Here is a 19,173-nt window from a genome sequence, read left to right as displayed (position 1 = left end):
CAGCTGGGAGAAACTTTGTATTTTTGAGGTTACATATAAACGGTGCAAACAGGTAAAATTGTTTGCACCTTTTTATTGCTGCTATCTGGCCATACGTTATTTCTTAAAGTCGGGGGTCTTTTGGTTTTATTTATTATTTTCCATAAAAATTAATGCTAATGAAGAAATGGCTTTTGGGAGGGGCTCTTATTGGGTTTGGCCGAGCTTCGCGCCCAGGTTACTTACCCTGTAAATGGTGTGCCGATGAGCGTAGCCGTTATTATGCCTTCACCAATGCCACTATTGTAAAAGACGGCAACACATCACTTTCCAATGCTACACTGGTTATAAAAGATGGTAAAGTGGTCGCGGTAGGGAATGTTTCAGTTCCTGACGCATCCGTTGTGGTTGATTGTAAAGGCCAGTTTATATACCCTTCCTTCGTGGATATTTACAGCGACTATGGCATTGCAGTTCCTCAGAGACCAGGCGGTGAGGGTTCTTTTTGGTCCTCAGCAGTTATCTACCAATACCAAAGGACCATTTAGCTGGAACCAGGCCATCAGAGCGAATTGAATGGGTATGATCTTTTTAATACGGATACTAAAAAGGCAGAAAGCTTAAGAGAGCAGGGCTTCGGTGCAGTGGTGTCACATCAAAAAGATGGTATTGCCAGGGGTACCGGTGTGGCAGTTGTTTTATCCGATCGTAAAGAGAACCTCAATATTTTAAAGGACAGAACTGCTGCCTTCTACTCGTTTAGCAAAGGCACTTCTACGCAGTCTTATCCTACTTCTATGATGGGTAGCGTAGCCTTGCTCAGGCAAACCTTATAGACGCCGACTGGTACGCAAAGAATAAGCCGGCAAAAGAAGGAACGAATAAATCACTAGAAGCATGGATAAATAACAGATCACTGCCCCAGGTATTTGATGCGGGTGATAAGTGGAGTGACCTGAGAGCAGACAGGATAGGTGATGAGTTTGGTGTACAGTTTATTATTAAGGCTGGCGATAACGAGTATCAGCGCATAAAAGAAATAGCGGCTACCAAAGCTGCTTATATTCTGTCGCTGAATTACCCGGAAACACAGAATGTTGAAGATCCGATGGATGCAAGGTTTGTTTCCGTAAGTGATATGGCGCACTGGGAGCTGGCGCCAGGTAATGCCGCAGCATTTGAAAAAGCCGGTATTCCCTTTGTTATTACTGCAGCCGATCTGAAGGATATAAAAAGCTTCTGGCCTTCGCTTAGAAAAGCCATTGCATACGGTTTAAGTCCTAAAGCCGCATTAGCCGCTTTGACAACCGTGCCTGCATCGCTCATGAAAATTGACGACAAAGTTGGCAGTATTGAAGCGGGAAAAGTGGCCAACTTTTTAATAACAACAGGCGATCTGTTCGCTGAAAAACAAGTATTGTAGAAAACTGGGTGAACGGGGAGCGTTATGATGTAAAAGCCAAAGCGAGCAAAGAACAGGCCGGGCAATACAAGCTGTCTATATCCGGAGCCGCCGGCGTTACCGACTATATTCTGGATGTAAAAAACAACAGCCAGGCCAACCTGATTGGAAAAGATACGCTCACAACCAGGTTTAAATCAGACGGTACATTGGTCTCTATCAATTTTTCTCTGAAGCCTTCGGGGAAACCAGCGACCGCTGAGAAAAAGATTCTACTTTTTCTATGGCCCAGGCCGGATTTTTATATAGGCTGAGCGGGGTTGATTATGGTAAAAGCTGGCAGGGTGTGGGCTCCGACAATAACGGTCAGCCGGTTACCTGGATAGCTACATTTACTAAAGAAGGTACATTGAAAAAGGATACCGCAAAAAGTAAATCAGAGAAAGCGTTGGCGAAAGTGAATTTTCCATTTTCTCCTTATGGTAATGCTGTAGTTCCTGGTACAGAAAACATACTAATAAAAAATGCTACGGTATGGACCAACGAAAAAGAAGGGAGGTTAGAGAATACAGATGTATTACTGAAGGATGGAAAGATCGCTTCAGTTGGCAAAAATATTACTGCAGCCGGCGCCAAAACGATTGATGGAACCGGCAAGTTTTTGACCCCGGGCATTATTGACGAACATTCGCATATTGCCGCTTTTTCTATTAATGAAGGAGCGCAATCGGTAACCTCTGAAGTTAGGGTAGGCGATAATCTGAACCCTGATGATGTGAATATATACAGGCAGTTAAGTGGCGGTGTAACTACATCTCACATACTACATGGGTCTGCTAATACTATCGGCGGACAAACACAATTGATCAAACTACGATGGGGTGCTGATGATGAAGGGCTGAAATTTAAAGGCGCTGATCCCTTTATTAAATTTGCTCTAGGAGAGAATGTAAAGAGAACTGCGCAGTCGCAGGGTAATATCCGTTTTCCGGATACGCGTATGGGAGTACAGTCTGTATTGGCAGATGCATTTCAAAGAGCAAAAGATTATGAAGCTAAAATAAAAGCCGGTGATAAAACCGTTCGCAGAGATCTGGAGCTGGATGCATTAGTGGAGATATTGAATAATAAACGGTTCATTACCTGTCATAGTTATGTGCAAAGCGAAATACTGGCATTGTTAACAACTGCCGATGATTATGGATTTAAGGTAAACACATTAACACACATATTAGAGGGATATAAAGTAGCTGATGCCATTAAAAAGCATGGTTCTCACGTTTCTACATTCTCCGATTGGTGGGCTTATAAAACAGAAGTACAGGATGCAATTCCCTATAACGCAGCTATCATGCACAAAATGGGGTTAAATGTTTGTATTAATAGTGATGATGCTGAAATGGCACGTCGCTTAAATCAGGAAGCAGCCAAGGTCGTAAAGTATGGAGGGGTGAGCGAGGATGATGCCTTTAAAATGGTAACGCTCAATCCTGCAAAAGCACTTCATATTGATAGCCGTGTGGGAAGTATTAAAGTAGGCAAAGATGGGGATGTAGTACTATGGGATCAAAATCCGTTAAGCATATATGCAAAAGCATTGTATACAATTGTAGACGGTACCATATTTTTTGATCGTGAAAAGGACCTGGAGCAGCGGAAGCTTATAAGTATGGAAAGAAACAGATTGGTTCAAAAAATGCTGGCTGACGCAAAGGGAGGAACACCTACTGTACCAGTAAAACCAACCGCCCAGGTTATTTTGCATTGCGAGGATAATGAACAACATACGGGTATCCTGGAAATAGATTCTTACGAAGAAAAACTGTAAACTATGCTAAAAAAATTATAACACTTGCTGTGATCGCCACTATTGGTAATGGTTTACAGGCACAGGATAATGTTTACCCGGCTGGTCCGCAAAAGGGAACGGTTATTATCAAAAACGGCAATATTTATACAGCGGCGGGTAACGTGATCAATAATGGATCTATCACCATAAAAAACGGAAAGATTGCTGAAGTAGGTACCTCGGTGCCGGAAGAAGCGGGCGCTACCATCATAGATGCCAGGGGCAAAAATGTATACCCCGGCCTGATATTGCCGAACACTGATCTGGGTATTAGCGAAATAGGAAGTGGCGTTCGGGGTAGCAACGATTATTTTGAACTGGGGGAGTATAACCCTTCTGTCCGTTCTGTTGTAGCTTATAATACAGACTCTAAGATTATCAATACCCTGAGGGCGAATGGTATTTTGCTGGCTTGCGTAGTACCGCAGGGGCGATTGCTTACGGGAACTTCCTCGGTGGTGCAGCTGGATGCCTGGACCTGGCAGGATGCCATCTATAAAGCAGATAACGGGTTGCACCTCAACATGCCTATGTTAATGCGTTCGCCGCGCAGGTCTCTTAGAGGAACAGACGCCTCCGATCCGGTAAAAACGGGTATACAGACTATCGAAGAAGTGGAGTCCTTTTTCTGCAGGCGCAGGGGTATTTGAAACAACCTAAAAAGGAGGATGTTAATCTGAAATTTGAAGCTGTAAGACCTTTGTTTGAGAAAAAACAGAAGCTTTTTGTACATGCTGATATTGCCCGCCAGATACTGGTAGCTGTGGACTTTGCAAAGAAATTTAATATTGATGTAGTGTTGGTAGGCGGCTCAGATAGCTATTTATTTGCCGACCTTTTAAAGCAAAATAATATTGCTGTTATCTTGAATGCCTTGCATAGTCTGCCCACCATGCAGGACGATGATATTGATCAGCCATTTAAAACACCGGCCATTTTGCAGAAAGCAGGCGTGTTGTTCGCTATTAATGATAACTCGGACAATGCCCGTTATCGAAACCTTGATTTTAACGCAGGCACCGCCGCAGCATTTGGACTCACCAAAGAACAGGCGCTGGCCGCCATTACGATCAACCCTGCCAAAATTCTGGGTATTGATCAGCAAACGGGATCCATTGAAAAAGGGAAAGACGCCAATATTATTATTTGTGAAGGAGATGTGCTCGACATGCGAAGCAGTGTTGTGACAGAAGCTTTTATACAGGGCCGGAAAATTAACCTGGATAATAAGCAGCAGCAGCTATACGACAGGTATAAGCATCGATACGGAATTAATTAAGTGTAAAGGAAATGTTGATCAATGTCAATATTTCCTTTTTTATTAAAAATAAAATTAAACAAATGTTTGATTAGTTTAAACGTTTGTTTAATTTTGTACCCGCAATGACAAAAAAGAACATATACTGGAGAAGGCTGAAGGGCTGTTTTCTGAAAAAGGGTTTGATGCTACATCGGTAAGAGACATTTCTAAAGCAGCGGGGATTAATATAGCTATGATCTCCTATTATTTTGGGTCGAAGGAGAAATTGATGGAAGAATTGTTCAAAATGCGCATGAGTGTTGGATTGGCTTCTGTGAAAGAGATTGCGGAAAGCAATGAGCTTACTACTATCGAAAAAATAGAAAAGGCGCTCACGGGCTATATCGACCGTGTTAAGAACAATAAATCTTTTTACAAAGTAATACTGGCCGAGCAGGCTACTAATAAGAATAAAAGCGTAATCAGGTTTTTAAGTAAGTCCAAGGAGTCTTATGCGCAGTTTTTCGCAACAGTGCTGTCTGAAGGATATGCTTCAGGAGCTTTCAAAAATAAAGTCGATCCTGTTTTATTTATTACTACGATCACGGGAACTATCATGCAATCATTATTGAATAAACATTTATATGCCACGCACTATGGTATAAAGGTTACCGAAGAATGGATCAGGGATGTTTATTTCGAAAAAGTAAAAGAACATTTAAAATCAATTACAAGAAACATTTTAGGATATGAATCGAACAGCTAAAGCGCTATTGTTTTTTCAGCAGCGCTATTGTCTTATGCAGATATCAATGCACAGGACAAAAGGGGCTTAACGCTCCAGGAAGCCCTTGAATTGGGTATCGCCAACAGCAAAAATTTAAAGATTGATGACGCGAAAATAATAGAAGCTACCGCGGCAATCGACGAAGCAAAGAACCGGCAATTGCCCGATCTGAAAGTGAGTGGTAGTTATCTGAGACTAACGAATGCTAATATTAATCTTAAAACAGGTCAGCAATCTTCAGGCGAAGACGGTCAATCGCAAGGGTCTTCAGCTGCACCTAAGGTAAACCAGGCTATGTATGGTATTGCGAATTTCTCGTTGCCGTTATTTGCCGGGGGACGTATTAAGTACGGTATACAATCGGCTAAGTATTTATTGGATGCTGCTAAGTTGAGCGCCGGTAGCGATAAAAATGAAATTGCTTACAATATCAGCCAGGCCTATGTAAATCTTTTTAAGGTTTCGCAGGTAGTAAATGTATTGAAAGAAAACCTGGGAGCTTCTCAAAAAGAGAGACGCGGATTTTCTCAACAAAGAAAACAATGGAATTATTGCACGTAATGATCGTTTGAAGGCTCAGCTGCAAACTTCTGATATTGAGCTTCAGTTGCTGGAGGCAGAAAATAATTACAATATAGCTAACATGAATATGAATCTGTTGCTGGGCTTGCCAGAGCAGACCATTCTGGAAGTTGATTCTTCATTTGTGAATATGCAGGTGGACATCAAAACTTTTTCTGACTATCAGCAACAGGCATTGCAAAACAGGAAAGATGTGCAGGCATTAGGCTTTCAACAAAGAGCTGCTGAATTGTCTACTAAATCGGCTAAAGCAGAGAACTTACCCACATTGGCGCTTACCGGGGATATGTGGCTGCGAATATTCCTAATTTTTTAACCGTGACTAATGCCGTGAATGCGGGTGTGGGTATACAATATAACCTCGCAAATTTATGGAAGAGCAACGCGGTATTAAAGCAGTCCCGGGCCAGGGAAACACAGCTTTCAGCTTCAAAAGAATTGTTGATGGATGGAATAAAGCTGGAGATTAACAGGGATTATCAAAATGCAAGTTGCTAAAAAGAAAATAGAGGTGTACGAGAAGTCTGAACGCCAGGCTGAAGAGAATTACCGGATCACTAAAAATAAGTTTGACAATAGCCTGGTGACTATTACAGAGTTGCTGGATGCGAACGTGGCGTTATTGTCTACCAAGATCAATGTTTTAAATGCCAAGGCTGATGCAGCGCTGGCTTATAGAAAGTTATTAGAAACAACAGGAGTACTTTATCAATAAAATATTAATTCATTAAAGATGGCAAATAATACAGTTACAGAAGCAAACGAAACGGCACCGGCAAAGGCGCCTGCTGCTAAAAAGAGAAGCCCTATATTTTTTATTATTCTTGGCGTTATGATAGTGCTGGGAGCTTACTTTGGCATATCAGGGTATATCCATGGTCAAAGCCATGAGGAGACCGATGATGCGCAGGTAGAAGCCAACCTGAGTCCGGTTATTTCAAAAATATCAGGCTATATTAACGAGGTTCGTGTTCGCGACAACCAGTTTGTAAATAAAGGCGATACTTTGATCATATTGGATAAAAGAGATTTAGCGATGGCGCTGCAACAGGCGGAAGCGGCTTTAGGAACAGCCAGGAGTAATCTTTCTTCTGCAGAAGCCAGCACGTCAGCAACCAATAAAAACGTAGGTACTGCCAACGCTGCTGTTGCTACAGCTAATGCCCAAATAGAAGCAGCCAAGGTAAACATCTGGCGTACTACAGAAGACTTGAAACGTTATGAAAACCTGGTAAAAGATCATTCTATTACACAACAGCAATACGAGCAGGCACTAGCCGCCAAGCAATCTGCAGATAAGCAGTTAGAGATATTAGTAGCCCAGCGTAATCAGGCAGCCGCTCAAACCAATGTAGTAAAAGCCAGGTATCTGCCAGCTCAGAGCAGTCTGTTATTGCCCGGTCGAGCATCAGGCAGAAAGAAGTGGAAATTGAGAATGCCCGGCTGAACCTGAGTTATACGGTAATTGTTGCTGCGGAAAGTGGAGTGGTGTCGAAAGTGCCGGTACAGGTAGGGCAGTTTATCCAGGCAGGAGCTCAGCTGTTTAATATCGTTTTAAACAATGATAAATGGGTGGTGGCCAACTTTAAAGAAACGCAGATCTCTAAAATGGTGGAAGGGCAGAAGGTATCGGTAACGGTAGATGCATTTCCAAAACACGAGTTTGAGGCAAAACTAACCTCTTTTTCTCCGGCAACCGGTGCGCGCTTTGCATTGCTGCCTCCCGATAATGCCAGTGGCAATTTTGTAAAAGTAGTACAACGTCTGCCCGTAAAAATTGAGTTTACAGATACCAAAGACTCGCTGATTCAAAAGCTGCGTCCGGGGCTGAATGTAGTGGTGGATGTGCATCTGAACTAGTGAGTGATCGATAGTTAATGGTGAATAGTTAATGGTGAATGGCAGCGTGTTAATAATATGGTTCAGTGTAGTATAATCAAGTTGTGACCCGATAAAGTGGATACAAGTGATAATACGGATGAAATAGAGGTTCGAAGAACGATTGAGAATCAAACGACCCCGTTTAATGAGCGAGTTGGCAGGTTAGGATCTGGTTAGCAGCTGCTGAAATAATAATAAAATGGAAGATCAAAATTCGCTGGTGGAATATGGCTTTCGCCGGTTTATAGTAACCCTCACGGCCATTGTTTGTGCGTTGCTGGAAATTGTGGATACGACAATCGTAAATGTGGCGCTGAATGACATGAAAGGGAATATGGGCGCCACTTTGTCTGAAGTAGGATGGGTAATTACAGCCTATGCGATTGGTAATGTTATCATTGTTCCCATGACCAGCTGGCTTTCGCAACAATTTGGAAGACGAAATTATTTTGCGTTCTCCATAGCATTATTTACAGTCTGTTCTTTCTTATGTGGTAATGCTACAAACATCTGGGAACTGGTAGCGTTCAGGTTTTTGCAAGGTGTAGGTGGGGGTGCCTTACTGGTTACTTCGCAGACTATTATCACCGAGTCATACCCGGCTGAAAAACGGGGCATGGCCCAGGCTATTTATGGCCTGGGTGTAATTGTTGGACCTACTTTAGGTCCACCCCTGGGTGGTTACATCGTCGATAATTTTAGCTGGCCCTATATATTTTATATAAATATCCCTTTGGGAATTATAGCAATACTGCTAACCCTTCAGTTTATAAAAAGTCCTAAATATGCAGCTAAAACGTCAACCAGGGAAATTGACTGGTTGGGTATATTCTTATTAACTGTCACGGTGGGTTCCCTGCAATTTATCCTGGAACGCGGACACGAGGAGGATTGGTTCACAAGCCCTGTAATCTCCATTTTCACTGCATTGGCAGTATTTGGTTTATTCTTTTTTATATGGCGGGAGCTTACCTATAAAAACCCTATTGTAGAGTTAAGAGTATTAAAGAACGGAAATCTCCGGATTGGTACCGGTATGTCATTTATTTTAGGCTTTGGGTTGTATGGGTCTACCTTTATTATACCATTGTATACCCAGAGTTTGTTAGGGTGGACTGCCTTGCAATCTGGTTTGCTGATGATCCCTGCAACATTGGCCACGGCATTTATGATGCCGGTTGTAGGCCGTTTAATATCAAAAGGGGTATCTCAGCAGTATATGGTGGCTGTAGGCTTGTTCCTGTTTTTGTGTATAGTTTCTGGGGATATAAGATCATTACGCCCGATACTGGCAAGGACAGCTTTTTCTGGATGCTGATCGTGCGTGGTGTAGGACTGAGTTTACTTTTTATACCTATTACCACTATGGCGTTGTCAACCCTGAAAGGACAGCAGATCGGACAGGGGGCCGCTTTTACCGGCATGATGCGGCAGCTAGGAGGATCATTTGGTGTAGCCGCAATTACAACTTTTATGAGCAATAAGAACATGTCTTACAGGAATGATCTTATTTCCAAACTGGATGTTAATGACCTGGATGTGCAGCAAAGGGTAATGGCATTAAAGCAGGGTTTTATTGCCAAGGGTATGTCTCCGGATGTAGCTTTGAATTCGGCTTATAAGGCCCTGGATTTCACGGTTACCAAACAAGCCGCAGTGCTTTCTTATATGGATGTATTTCTCTACCTGGGTGTGCTCTTTTTGATATGTATACCTTTTATTCTCATGGTCAGAAAGCGAAAAGATAAAGAGGCGATAGATATGAGTGCTGCAATGCACTAAATGTATTAGAATTTTTCTAATTCGAACGATACATAGAAATGTATTATTTTACATTTCTATGTATCGTTTTGCATTTCTGGCTATTCTTGCTTTAACTATTTTATCGGGTTGTAAAACCTATGTGTATCGCGAGCGGCCGGCCAGACTTTACAGGGAAGTAACTGACAGCAGTAAAAGTTTTGATGTTGCGATTGTACCAGGCGTTCCATTTTATAATAATAAATGGGATTCTATAATGAAAGGCAGGGTGCTTTGGGCAGATTTCCTGTATAAGGAGGGAATAGTGCGGAATGTTATTTTTTCAGGAAGTGCCGTATACTCGCCTTATTATGAGGCCCGTATTATGGGTTTATATGCAGAACAGTTGGGTATACCTGCATCGAATATATTTTTTGAAACACAGGCAGAGCATAGCACAGAGAATATATATTATTCCTACGAAATGGCGCGAAAGCTGGGTTTCAAAACAATTGCGCTGGCTACTGATCCCTTTCAATCTTTGATGATGAGCAGGTTTATTAAACGTCGCTTCGCTACTCCTATTGGGGATGTGCCATTTATTGTTGATACGATCAGAAAAATTAATGACGTAGAGCTTGAAATCAACCCCTCGTCTGCCTACGAAGCTACATTCAGGTCTATCGTTGACCGGGAAAGCAAGCTGAGAAGACTTCGTGGTACTTTGGGTGCATTTATTCCCTGGGAGAACAGGAAGGGTTTGAAAGCAGCTCCGTTATAAGGTGAGGTCTAATGGGTATAGATTACGTTTGGTCTTACCGGCAAATATTTTTTATTACGAGAAGTTTGTTAAAATTTAATATAAGAAAATGCGGTAGTCGTATGAATAGTTGGTAGTAAAAATTAAAAAGGGATATTAGAATTTGAAGTGTGATATTTCAAGACATGTGAGACAAAATGCCTATCGATTTCTGTAGTACATTTTGCTGTTTCTTGGTATTATTTCGACTTCCTTTTCCCAATACTTTGTTGTTACATCTGGTTGAATAGGTATCAGGTGTTCCAGTTCAAGAAGTTTTTCGTTTGGGGTTTTACCATTCAATGATGCATGAGGGCGTTTGTAGTTATAGAAATTTTGCCATTCAAGTAATTTGTAGAAGTTAAGACTTAATCTGACAGTTGGGGTTAATTTAGAGTAACGACAAACTAAATTAATAACCCCCAAAAGTCAGATTATGAATTCTGCAACTAAGTTAATCAAATCCAGAGTTGGCTTACTCAATTTAGCCGAACAATTGAACAATGTGACTCGTGCCTGTAAATTAATGGGTACTAGCCGTGACAGTTTTTACCGTCTTAAACAACTCTATGAGACTGGAGGAGAAGAGGCTCTCAGAGAAATAAGTCGCCGTAAACCCATTCCCAAAAATCGTGTAGACCCAGCAGTTGAGAATGCTGTTGTTAAAATGGCATTCGATTTTCCAGCCTATGGCCAATCCAGAGCTTCCAATGAACTTCGCAAGCAGGGTATTTTTATTTCAGCAGCTGGCGTTCGTTGTGTGTGGCAACGGCATGATCTGGAGATTTTTGAAAAACGTCTCAAGGCTCTGGAGGCTCGCGTAGCTCAGGACGGTTTGATCCTTACGGAAGCCCAGGTTATAGCGATGGAACGGAAAAAGAAAAGCAAGAAGCCCATGGGGAAATTGAAACGGAGCATCCTGGTTATCTAGGTTCCCAGGACACCTATTATGTTGGCACAATTAAAGGTGTAGGTAGGATTTATCAACAAACCTTCATTGACACCTATAGCCGGGTAGCTTTTGCTAAGCTTTATACAAGCAAACATGCTATTACATCGGCAGATATTCTCAATGATAAAGTTCTTCCATTCTTTGACGAACATGAAATACCAATGCTCAGAATACTTACTGATAGAGGAACTGAGTTTAACGGAAGACCCGAAAATCATGAGTATGAATTATATCTACAGATTGAAGGTATAGATCACAGCAAAACGAAAGTGCGCCATCCCCAAAGTAATGGAATTTGCGAACGCTTACACCGTACCATGCAGGATGAGTTCTATGCAATCGCCTTCCGAAGAAAGCTCTACCAGGATCTTCAAACTTTACAAAATGATCTGGACGAGTGGCTGGACCATTACAACAATGAGCGACCTCACAGTGGCAGATTTTGCTTTGGTAAAACTCCACTGCAAACTTTTAAAGAATCGCTTACCTTAGCCAAACAAAAACTGCTGGATCAAGTGAGTCCAGCAGCCTAATTAATTTAATCTGTATCCCTTTTGAAAATTTAAAAATTAGCCCCTGACTGTACGATCAAGTACTAACTATTACAAGTAATTTCATAGCAAGATCGAGAGTTCTTTCTTTAAATTATTCTGGTTAGCTGCTCCATTGGAGAATTTTGATGTGATTACTTGGGGATATGAAAATACTGTTCCTAAGAATGCTATTTCAGCAAATCCTTTAATTTCTTTCGTAGTTCATCGCCCCATAAATCTGTTGCAACTATAATACCTTCTCTGTTAATTAAAAAATTTGATGGATATTGTTTGACTCCATAAATTAACACAGCTTTATTTCTAACTCCCCTGAGATCACTAACATTTTCCCACGGAATTTTATCTTCTTTTATTGCCTGAAGCCATTCATCTCTATTAGTGTCTGCTGCAACCTCAAGAATTTCAAAACCTTTTTGATTGTACTCATTATAAATTGCAATTAATTCCACGTGCCCTTTCCTACAGGGCAAACACCAGGACCCCAAAACTCAAGCAATACAATTTTTCCTTTAAATTTAGATAGCTGTTGATGTTCATTTCGGGCATTAGGTTGCCCAAAATCTATATATTTGTTGCCAACTTTCACGTTTTGATTTAGGCTGAAAAATTCTTGAAGATTTTTACCATAAGATGAGTTTTTATATCATCAGATAATTTCTCGAAAAGCAGTAATACGCTATCCATTTCCCAAGTCGCTGCGTAGGTATCCAGTAGTTGTGCACTTATGATAGAATTAGCGTGATTTTTAATAAAACTTATATATTCATAGGTTTCGTTTCCAGACAAATCAACTTTTTTTTGCAAGGTTTCCTGCAAGTCTTGCGTTTTTGATCCTATGATAATTGCACTTCTAAATTTGCCTATTTCAGCTATAAATGTAATAATCGTATCTTCAACCCAAAATATTTTATAATCACTATACCCCTTTGTATGTAAGGTCAACTGTTTGGCTTTCTCTTGGATAGTACCACTAAAATGAAATTTGCCATCAATAATCAATGTTGAGTCTGTGTCTCCAAGATAGATTGACGTACTGTCTTTAAATCCATTTACAATTCCTCTTATTTCAAAAAAAGTGTTGCTAATCTGCCCAGAAATATTAATAGACATCAATACATTCAAGATAGCAAGGAATATGGATTTATTCATATGTATAGCTTTTACTATTTAAGGTATATTTTAATAGGTGTATACTAACTACGGTAAATTCTTAGTTAACAACTGGTGTTCATATTTTACTCTTTAAAGTTTAAGCAATTAAATATATACAAGTATATTTTTATAAACTTATTTCTATGAAAAATACATAATATTTTATAATTTTTTTTGCAAACTAGATTTTTGCATCCATATTTAAAAAACTGTAAGACGAGTTTTTAGTTGTGTTAAGTAAATCAAGAAGTGGATAATCAAAAAAAGTTGAAACCATTTGTTCTACTAAATATTCTACAACAAAAAGAAAACTTTTTGAATAACATCCTTGGGAAGCTTGGTCGCTAACATCAGGCCATCACCTCCCTACTCCAAGCCTGATGCAATGATTGTTTTATTCTTGTTCTTATCCAGCTTCCAGAGTTCTTTTCCGGCAAGTATATACAAATCAGTTTCTGCAAATGGTAAGTCCGTTGGCGCTGTTGACACTGTTGAGATATAATTCGGGAACATCATTGATAAGCCGGTAAATTTTGTTTTCTGGGTATCTGAAACGTATACAATGCCTTTTCCGTCAACAGCAATATCATTGAAAAAACAGTTTCCGGTATAGGCACTTTTTAATCAATGCCGCCCTTTTAGTATTAACGATCACTACTTCGGTGAGATCTGCTATATATAATTTATTTTTGAAAATCCCCATACCCTTAGTACGTTCAGTTCCTTTACCCAATTGAGCTGTTTTACTGTACCGTTTTTGTTGATAATGCTACACCGCCTTTACCGTCTTTCTCATTGCTATTGCCATCTATCAATTAAATATATAGCTCATTTTTACCTGGAACAAGAAGTACTGATTCCCGGATCGGATTGAGTCGGTAGTTTCCCATTTTTTAATGAGTTGATGTTGAGCATTGAGTTTAGTCGTACAAACTATTGTCGATAAAAGAGAAAAATATTTTCATGGTAAAGTCATTTGGTACCAAAGCACAATTTTTTTGTATTTACAATCTCTTTGATGGTAGTTATGAAAAGTAAATTGTTAATATGCCCTTTAAATAGCGCCTGTTGTATGATAGTACCCGATAGCTATTTGCTTTAAAAAGTGTAGGTAGCGCTTAATCTCCAGCCATTGGCTTTCCTGAATGCACCATTCATTTGTGTTTCCGGTGTCTGGCCATTTTTCAGGAATAACCTGTCAATACCCTTGGTAGTTTCCCAGTTAGAGTAGCGCCATTCTCCCTGAACGTTGAAATGGCTACTGAATTTGTATCCCAAAATTGCCTGGTAGTTCCAGCCACTACTATTAGCCGTATGGGTAAAACTAACCGGTTGTTGAAATTCTTCCTTTATATTCCAGTTGGCAACCGCATCATAAACTCCTGGTTGAAAAGAGACTTCTGGTGCGAGATATAACCGGGGGTAAACTTTAATGTTCCGTTGACAAAGATCCGGGCGGACCTCCATTTCGCATCGTAGGTCGTATTCAGGTCGGGCATCTCCTCATCACGCAGGTAGAATAGTTCTTTCGAGAATTGATAGCCGGCTCCGGCATTAATTTCAAGTAAGTGGTTTTCAAGTAAGGGGTAGCTTAACGATATCGCATATTGCAGCATATTGCCCTTATTACTGTTAAATAGGGTGTCTCCAACAGAAGGAGGTGTATAATCGGTTCGGTTATCTCCATTATAGTCTATGTCAGTAGCGCTTCCTTTGTAGGTTTGTAGCCGGCTAAAGCTGGCGGTTAATAAAAGCTTCTGATAGGGCTTATATGCCGCAGCAATATTGAAGCCTGCTGAATGTATGGGGTTATAAATAAGTTCAGACAGGATATTGGGATCCTTGCCCTCTTCATTACCCGCAATCGACCATCTGAAATTTGTTTTTTGATATTCAGCTCCTGCTGTTATGCTTAAGTTATTGCTGATTGGGTTAGGGAAAGACTGAGCGAGCGAATCATTGATGATACCCGCAGACAGTGCCATGGTTAGCATGGCTGTTATTGTTTTTCTTAGTTTCACTTGAGTAATTTACAATAGCAATATTAGTTATTTATTGGTATTGTCGCCTTTCTGAAGCTCAAAGAAAAATAAAAACTAACTATTGCAGATAATAACAGGTAGCCGGCGACGATGATTTTTACATAATCCGGGATTATGGCTGATTGAAACCATTGATCACTATATAAAAGGATCAAAGACCCGCAGAGCAATTTGAGCATTTCCCAAACCCAGGCATACGGGTTATGATCTATTAATTCGGCAAAAGCGTATACAAACAAGAAGATGAATAATCCGTAAATAAAAATGCCCGGTGCTCCTATTGGAGTAATATTCCCAAACAAATAAGAAAGAAAAAGTAAGAGGGCCGCTAGTTGAATCCATAGCCACGCTTTCATTAAAGGGTTTAGACCTGTTTCATATTTGTTAAATTGATACACATCTTCTATTTTATAAACGGGATATTTCTCCGCCACATCTGCCGGCCTCCAGCCCGTTGGCATCAGCCATATTCTCCATTTGTCTTTCCAGTTCTGCGTATGCCAGGCATCCTTTATTAACAACCACAAATGCTGAAAATTGATCTTGATCGGGTTCCAGGTTTGTACCGGCCGGGTAATGCCATATACGGGTGGTTTATCCGGCAACTCCTCCTGGAAGGTGCCAAACCATTTGTCCCAGAAAATGAAGATCTGCGAATAGTTTTTATCCAGGTACTCCGGGTTGATAGCATGGTGCACCCGATGATGAGAGGGCGTTACAATAATTTTTTCCAGGAACCCCATTTTATCGATATGGACAGTATGGTACCAGAATTGAGCGAACAGGTGCAAAGGTGCCACCACCGCGATCACTTTTTCGGGAACTCCCAGCAAGGCTGCAGGAAGCAGGAAAACGGCAAATATCTTAACGATGCCTGAAATGCTTTGCCGCAGCGCACAGGCAAGGTTAAACTCCTCACTGCTGTGATGAACAAGGTGTCCGTTCCAGAAAAAGTTGTAAGTGTGTTGTATGCGGTGCACTACATATCCCGAAAAGTCGAGGGCAAGAAAGGCGATCAGGTAGGTGAGCCAGGTGGCCTGCACATAATATACCGCAAGCCGCTCCACCATCCATCCATAGCCATAAATAACAATACTCAGGCCCAGCACGTCTTTAGTTACATTAGTGACACCGCTAAGCAGACTACTGATCATATCCGTAGTTCTGACATTGTCGTTTCCTTTACGCCAGGCATACCATTTTTCAAGCAACACCAGGCCCAGGAAAGCAGGCATCGCAATCAATAATATTTTACCATAAGTTTCCATAACAAGCTCAGTAAAATTATCAATCTTTTTCGGATTTTAGATGATTTCTTAGCTGTCAGACAGTCGTTTTTACGCCTGATTTCTCTCTCAATCCATTCCGGATTTACTAGGAAAATCTTCCATCATATTAGTGAAACAACCCATTTTTTAACCTCGGGCCTTAATCTATTTTCGATCAACGATAAAAGGCTTGCAATATGAGCGTTAAAATATATTATGAGGAATTTGAGATAGGAAATTCCAGGTCTACTACAGGCAGAACGATTACCGATGCAGATATAGTATTGCATGCAGGCCAGTCAGGAGATTTTTACCCCATCATATGGATGAAGAATGGTGTAAAACACAACCTTTTAAAAGGCGGATTGCACATGGTACTTTAATTTTTAGCATTGGTGTTGGTTTAACTGCTGGGTTAATTAATGAAGTGGCAATGACTTATGGTTATGAAAAACTTCGGTTTATCCGACCGGTTTTTATTAATGATACGATTAAGGCAAAGGTTACCATAAAAGACAAACGGGATCATAAAAAGCCAGGCTATGGCATTGTTTCTGAAGCGTTGGAAGTGTTCAATCAAAACGATGAGTTAGTGATGGTTTGTGAGCATTTATTATTGGTTGAAAAAAGGAGGCAAATGGCTGATATTGTTTTAAAAGGAATTACCTGGAACCATAGCAGGGGGATAACACCTTTACAAGCCGCATCTCAGCGGTTTACAGAGTTGCATCCCAATGTTGAGATTCAATGGCATAAGCGCAGTCTTCAGCAGTTTGCTGATTTTCCGATAGAGAAACTCACGGAGGAATATGACCTGTTGATTATTGATCATCCCTGGGTAGGAACAGCAGCCGCGACCGGTTGTGTGTTGGCATTGGATGAGCATTTACCCCAGGCTTATTTACTCGATCAGTCGGAGAACAGTGTTGGCGCATCTCATCCCAGTTATTTTTATGGCGGGCATCAGTGGGCATTAGCTATTGATGCCGCAACGCCTGCAGCCAGTTACAGGAAAGATCTTTTCGATTACGCCAATGTAGCGGTACCGCAAACATGGCTGGATGTGATCGGTCTTGCAAAACAAGGGCGGGTGGCTGTTCCGGCAATACCGATTGATCTGTTGATGAACTTTTATACTTTTTGCATCGCCCTGGGCAAGTCCCCGTTTACGGGAGCTGAGGAAGTAATTGACAATGCTACCGGTACAGCGGCTTTACATGCCATGTATGAGCTATATGCCGCAGTTGATCGTAGCATGTTTGAAAAGAACCCGATAAAAGTTGCAGAAGCTATGTCTGGCTCAGATCAATATTGGTACTGTCCTTTCGCCTACGGGTATACCAACTACAGTCGTGAGGGCTATGCAAAAAATGTCCTTACTTACACTGACGTGGTAAACTATAATGGAGTAAAATTAAGAACGACCATTGGAGGCACAGGACTTTCCGTTTCTGCTTTTTCCAAACACCAGCAGGAAGCGGTAGCTTTTGTTGAAATGGCCTGTTCGCCGCAGTTTCAGATCAATGGTTATACCTTAAATGAAGGACAGCCGGGTTATCTGGCGGCCTGGAATAATGAACGCAATAACCAGGTTACCAATAACTTTTTTAATAATGTGTTACCGGTAATGGAGAATGGGTATTTACGTCCCCGCTACCACGGGTACCTGCACTTCCAGGATGAAGCCGGTTTTTATATACAGGAGTTTATGCTGGGAAAGCAAAAGAATGCAGAAGCTGTTTTAACCAAGCTCAACGAAATATATGCTGAGTCTTTAGAGAAAAATTTATCAAAAGTATTTGCCTGATGTTGTTGCCCTTAAAAGGTTTAATTGTTTTAGAGTTTAGCCAATACCTGTCAGGTCCATCGGCCGGTTTACGTTTGGCTGATCTGGGTGCGCGGGTTATAAAAATAGAACGACCCGGAGGTGGAGATCCGTGCCGGAAATTGTCGATAAAAAACCTTTGGGTAGGAGAGGATGCTTTAAACTTTCACGCCATCAATCGAAATAAGGAGAGTTTTACAGCGGATCTAAAGAACCCCGATGATCTTGACCTGGTGAAAAAGCTGATCGGGAAAGCAGATGTGCTCACGCATAATTTCAGGCCGGGTGTTATGGAGAAAATAGGCCTTTCTTACACCGATGTGCAGAAAATAAACGAGCGTATTGTATATGCCGAAATAACCGGCTATGGTAAAAAAGGACCCTGGAAAAGTAAACCGGGACAGGATTTGCTGATACAATCGCTCTCAGGCCTTGCCTACACCACAGGCGATCATGGAGACGGACCAATGCCTTTTGGTTTATCTGTTGTTGACAGTATTTGCGGTATTCATACAGTGCAGGGCATATTGGCCGCTTTGATCAGAAGACAGAAGACCGGGTTAGGCGCTTATGTAGAATTAAGCTTATTGGAATCAGCCATCAGCCTTCAGTTTGAGCTATTTACTACGCATTACCACAGTAAACAAGGAATCAAAAGAAGCGCCGTAAGTAACGGAAATCCTTTACTGGGTGCACCGTATGGCATTTATAAAACAGCAGATGGTCATATCGCACTGGCAATGATGAGCATTCCCCAGTTGAGAGAAGTGTTGTTTATAGCTGAGTTGGAACAATATTCGCAGGCAGATGTTTTTGCAAAACGAGATGAAATAAAATCTATCATAGCGGCTAAACTGCTTACCCAAAATAATGCCTACTGGCTGGAGCGTTTGAAAGCAGCGGGATTATGGGCGTCCGAAATAAATGACTGGAATGCGCTTCGGAAAACGGATCTGTATAAAAGCGTTCAGATGGAAAACAGTGTGGTGGTGAATAGTGAAGAGAGTTATCTCACAACGCGGTGCCCTATAAAGATTAATGGCAGGCGCCTGTTTTCAAATAAACCAGCCCCCTTATTAGGACAACATACCCAAAAAATAAAGGAAGAACTTTTATAAATA

The 19,173-nt window shown here is 41.1% G+C and carries 25 protein-coding genes and 1 pseudogene; 21 read left to right on the top strand and 5 right to left on the bottom strand.

What is annotated here, in order from left to right; all coding sequences use genetic code 11:
- Positions 1 to 158 precede the first annotated feature (158 nt).
- The 18 genes and pseudogenes from MKP07_RS30995 (at position 159) to MKP07_RS30910 (ending at position 11,744) form a co-directional block, all read left to right on the top strand.
- Positions 159 to 527: a hypothetical protein gene (locus MKP07_RS30995; RefSeq protein ID WP_240851954.1), complete on the top strand. Its 369-nt coding sequence runs from the start codon at positions 159 to 161 to the stop codon at positions 525 to 527.
- A gap of 24 nt (positions 528 to 551) precedes the next feature.
- Positions 552 to 815, top strand: coding sequence for a hypothetical protein (locus MKP07_RS30990; protein WP_240851952.1), 264 nt, complete (start codon positions 552 to 554; stop codon positions 813 to 815).
- A 272-nt stretch (positions 816 to 1,087) separates the two neighbouring features.
- Positions 1,088 to 1,402: an amidohydrolase family protein gene (locus MKP07_RS30985; RefSeq protein WP_240851951.1), complete on the top strand. Its 315-nt coding sequence runs from the start codon at positions 1,088 to 1,090 to the stop codon at positions 1,400 to 1,402.
- Between the two features lie 8 nt (positions 1,403 to 1,410).
- Positions 1,411 to 1,695, top strand: coding sequence for a hypothetical protein (locus MKP07_RS30980; protein WP_240851949.1), 285 nt, complete (start codon positions 1,411 to 1,413; stop codon positions 1,693 to 1,695).
- Positions 1,665 to 3,209, top strand: a complete 1,545-nt coding sequence (locus MKP07_RS30975) for an amidohydrolase (protein WP_240851948.1) — start codon at positions 1,665 to 1,667, stop codon at positions 3,207 to 3,209. The genes MKP07_RS30980 and MKP07_RS30975 overlap by 31 nt, the downstream gene beginning before the upstream one ends.
- Positions 3,210 to 3,238: 29 nt before the next feature.
- Positions 3,239 to 3,880, top strand: coding sequence for an amidohydrolase family protein (locus MKP07_RS30970; RefSeq protein ID WP_240851947.1), 642 nt, complete (start codon positions 3,239 to 3,241; stop codon positions 3,878 to 3,880).
- Entirely contained in the window at positions 3,877 to 4,509 is a 633-nt protein-coding gene (locus MKP07_RS30965; RefSeq protein ID WP_240851946.1) for an amidohydrolase family protein, read from the top strand. The genes MKP07_RS30970 and MKP07_RS30965 overlap by 4 nt, the downstream gene beginning before the upstream one ends.
- Positions 4,510 to 4,630: 121 nt before the next feature.
- Positions 4,631 to 5,236: a TetR/AcrR family transcriptional regulator gene (locus MKP07_RS30960; RefSeq protein WP_317236172.1), complete on the top strand. Its 606-nt coding sequence runs from the start codon at positions 4,631 to 4,633 to the stop codon at positions 5,234 to 5,236.
- Positions 5,237 to 5,263: 27 nt separating this feature from the next.
- Positions 5,264 to 5,818, top strand: a complete 555-nt coding sequence (locus MKP07_RS30955; protein WP_240851944.1) for a TolC family protein — start codon at positions 5,264 to 5,266, stop codon at positions 5,816 to 5,818.
- Between the two features lie 7 nt (positions 5,819 to 5,825).
- Positions 5,826 to 6,155, top strand: a complete 330-nt coding sequence (locus MKP07_RS30950; RefSeq protein WP_240851943.1) for a TolC family protein — start codon at positions 5,826 to 5,828, stop codon at positions 6,153 to 6,155.
- 2 nt (positions 6,156 to 6,157) lie between these two features.
- On the top strand, positions 6,158 to 6,337 hold the full coding sequence (locus tag MKP07_RS30945; protein WP_240851942.1) for a hypothetical protein: 180 nt from the start codon (positions 6,158 to 6,160) through the stop codon (positions 6,335 to 6,337).
- On the top strand, positions 6,324 to 6,554 hold the full coding sequence (locus tag MKP07_RS30940) for a TolC family protein (RefSeq protein WP_240851941.1): 231 nt from the start codon (positions 6,324 to 6,326) through the stop codon (positions 6,552 to 6,554). The genes MKP07_RS30945 and MKP07_RS30940 overlap by 14 nt, the downstream gene beginning before the upstream one ends.
- Positions 6,555 to 6,572: 18 nt before the next feature.
- A complete protein-coding gene (locus MKP07_RS30935) occupies positions 6,573 to 7,286 on the top strand; it encodes an HlyD family secretion protein (protein WP_240851940.1) in 714 nt (237 codons plus the stop codon).
- A complete protein-coding gene (locus MKP07_RS30930; RefSeq protein ID WP_240851939.1) occupies positions 7,262 to 7,699 on the top strand; it encodes an HlyD family secretion protein in 438 nt (145 codons plus the stop codon). Before MKP07_RS30935 ends, MKP07_RS30930 begins: the two co-directional genes overlap by 25 nt.
- A gap of 220 nt (positions 7,700 to 7,919) precedes the next feature.
- A complete protein-coding gene (locus MKP07_RS30925; RefSeq protein WP_240851938.1) occupies positions 7,920 to 9,038 on the top strand; it encodes a DHA2 family efflux MFS transporter permease subunit in 1,119 nt (372 codons plus the stop codon).
- Complete coding sequence (locus tag MKP07_RS30920; RefSeq protein ID WP_240851937.1) at positions 9,032 to 9,502, top strand: MFS transporter; 471 nt, start codon at positions 9,032 to 9,034, stop codon at positions 9,500 to 9,502. The genes MKP07_RS30925 and MKP07_RS30920 overlap by 7 nt, the downstream gene beginning before the upstream one ends.
- Positions 9,503 to 9,560: 58 nt before the next feature.
- Entirely contained in the window at positions 9,561 to 10,241 is a 681-nt protein-coding gene (locus MKP07_RS30915; RefSeq protein ID WP_240851936.1) for a YdcF family protein, read from the top strand.
- Positions 10,242 to 10,695: 454 nt separating this feature from the next.
- Positions 10,696 to 11,744: pseudogene (locus MKP07_RS30910) on the top strand (IS481 family transposase).
- A 188-nt stretch (positions 11,745 to 11,932) separates the two neighbouring features.
- Here the strand turns inward: MKP07_RS30910 and MKP07_RS30905 are convergent.
- From MKP07_RS30905 to MKP07_RS30885, 5 genes are all read right to left on the bottom strand, one after another.
- Complete coding sequence (locus tag MKP07_RS30905) at positions 11,933 to 12,235, bottom strand: peroxiredoxin family protein (protein ID WP_262920066.1); 303 nt, start codon at positions 12,233 to 12,235, stop codon at positions 11,933 to 11,935.
- 124 nt (positions 12,236 to 12,359) lie between these two features.
- Positions 12,360 to 12,914 carry a DUF4369 domain-containing protein gene (locus MKP07_RS30900; protein WP_240851934.1) on the bottom strand — a complete coding sequence of 185 codons (555 nt, stop codon included), beginning with the start codon at positions 12,912 to 12,914 and terminating at the stop codon, positions 12,360 to 12,362.
- 1,101 nt (positions 12,915 to 14,015) lie between these two features.
- Entirely contained in the window at positions 14,016 to 14,384 is a 369-nt protein-coding gene (locus MKP07_RS30895) for an outer membrane protein (RefSeq protein ID WP_240851933.1), read from the bottom strand.
- Positions 14,267 to 14,938: a hypothetical protein gene (locus MKP07_RS30890; protein ID WP_240851932.1), complete on the bottom strand. Its 672-nt coding sequence runs from the start codon at positions 14,936 to 14,938 to the stop codon at positions 14,267 to 14,269. The genes MKP07_RS30895 and MKP07_RS30890 overlap by 118 nt, the downstream gene beginning before the upstream one ends.
- A gap of 23 nt (positions 14,939 to 14,961) precedes the next feature.
- Positions 14,962 to 16,227, bottom strand: a complete 1,266-nt coding sequence (locus tag MKP07_RS30885; RefSeq protein WP_240851931.1) for a sterol desaturase family protein — start codon at positions 16,225 to 16,227, stop codon at positions 14,962 to 14,964.
- Positions 16,228 to 16,424: 197 nt separating this feature from the next.
- On the opposite strand from MKP07_RS30885, the gene MKP07_RS30880 reads away from it, so the two are divergent.
- The 3 genes from MKP07_RS30880 to MKP07_RS30870 are packed head-to-tail and all read left to right on the top strand — an operon-like array spanning position 16,425 to position 19,170.
- A complete protein-coding gene (locus tag MKP07_RS30880; protein WP_240851930.1) occupies positions 16,425 to 16,610 on the top strand; it encodes a hotdog family protein in 186 nt (61 codons plus the stop codon).
- Positions 16,550 to 18,034, top strand: coding sequence for an extracellular solute-binding protein (locus MKP07_RS30875; RefSeq protein WP_240851928.1), 1,485 nt, complete (start codon positions 16,550 to 16,552; stop codon positions 18,032 to 18,034). Before MKP07_RS30880 ends, MKP07_RS30875 begins: the two co-directional genes overlap by 61 nt.
- On the top strand, positions 18,034 to 19,170 hold the full coding sequence (locus tag MKP07_RS30870; RefSeq protein WP_240851926.1) for a CaiB/BaiF CoA transferase family protein: 1,137 nt from the start codon (positions 18,034 to 18,036) through the stop codon (positions 19,168 to 19,170). Before MKP07_RS30875 ends, MKP07_RS30870 begins: the two co-directional genes overlap by 1 nt.
- Positions 19,171 to 19,173: the final 3 nt, after the last annotated feature.

Source organism: Paraniabella hibiscisoli (assembly GCF_022512515.1).
Lineage (GTDB): Bacteria > Bacteroidota > Bacteroidia > Chitinophagales > Chitinophagaceae > Niabella > Niabella hibiscisoli.
This window is presented reverse-complemented; position numbering and strand designations above follow the sequence as displayed.

Coding starts and splice junctions, on each gene's coding strand:
- MKP07_RS30920 (WP_240851937.1), top strand. CDS start 9,032: ATGCTGATCGTGCGTGGTGTAGGACTGAGTTTACTTTTTATACCTATT.
- MKP07_RS30870 (WP_240851926.1), top strand. CDS start 18,034: ATGTTGTTGCCCTTAAAAGGTTTAATTGTTTTAGAGTTTAGCCAATAC.
- MKP07_RS30895 (WP_240851933.1), bottom strand. CDS start 14,384: ATGGAGGTCCGCCCGGATCTTTGTCAACGGAACATTAAAGTTTACCCC.
- MKP07_RS30875 (WP_240851928.1), top strand. CDS start 16,550: ATGGATGAAGAATGGTGTAAAACACAACCTTTTAAAAGGCGGATTGCA.
- MKP07_RS30915 (WP_240851936.1), top strand. CDS start 9,561: ATGTATCGTTTTGCATTTCTGGCTATTCTTGCTTTAACTATTTTATCG.
- MKP07_RS30940 (WP_240851941.1), top strand. CDS start 6,324: ATGCAAGTTGCTAAAAAGAAAATAGAGGTGTACGAGAAGTCTGAACGC.
- MKP07_RS30975 (WP_240851948.1), top strand. CDS start 1,665: ATGGCCCAGGCCGGATTTTTATATAGGCTGAGCGGGGTTGATTATGGT.
- MKP07_RS30885 (WP_240851931.1), bottom strand. CDS start 16,227: ATGGAAACTTATGGTAAAATATTATTGATTGCGATGCCTGCTTTCCTG.
- MKP07_RS30935 (WP_240851940.1), top strand. CDS start 6,573: ATGGCAAATAATACAGTTACAGAAGCAAACGAAACGGCACCGGCAAAG.
- MKP07_RS30900 (WP_240851934.1), bottom strand. CDS start 12,914: ATGAATAAATCCATATTCCTTGCTATCTTGAATGTATTGATGTCTATT.
- MKP07_RS30985 (WP_240851951.1), top strand. CDS start 1,088: ATGGATGCAAGGTTTGTTTCCGTAAGTGATATGGCGCACTGGGAGCTG.
- MKP07_RS30995 (WP_240851954.1), top strand. CDS start 159: ATGAAGAAATGGCTTTTGGGAGGGGCTCTTATTGGGTTTGGCCGAGCT.
- MKP07_RS30925 (WP_240851938.1), top strand. CDS start 7,920: ATGGAAGATCAAAATTCGCTGGTGGAATATGGCTTTCGCCGGTTTATA.
- MKP07_RS30880 (WP_240851930.1), top strand. CDS start 16,425: ATGAGCGTTAAAATATATTATGAGGAATTTGAGATAGGAAATTCCAGG.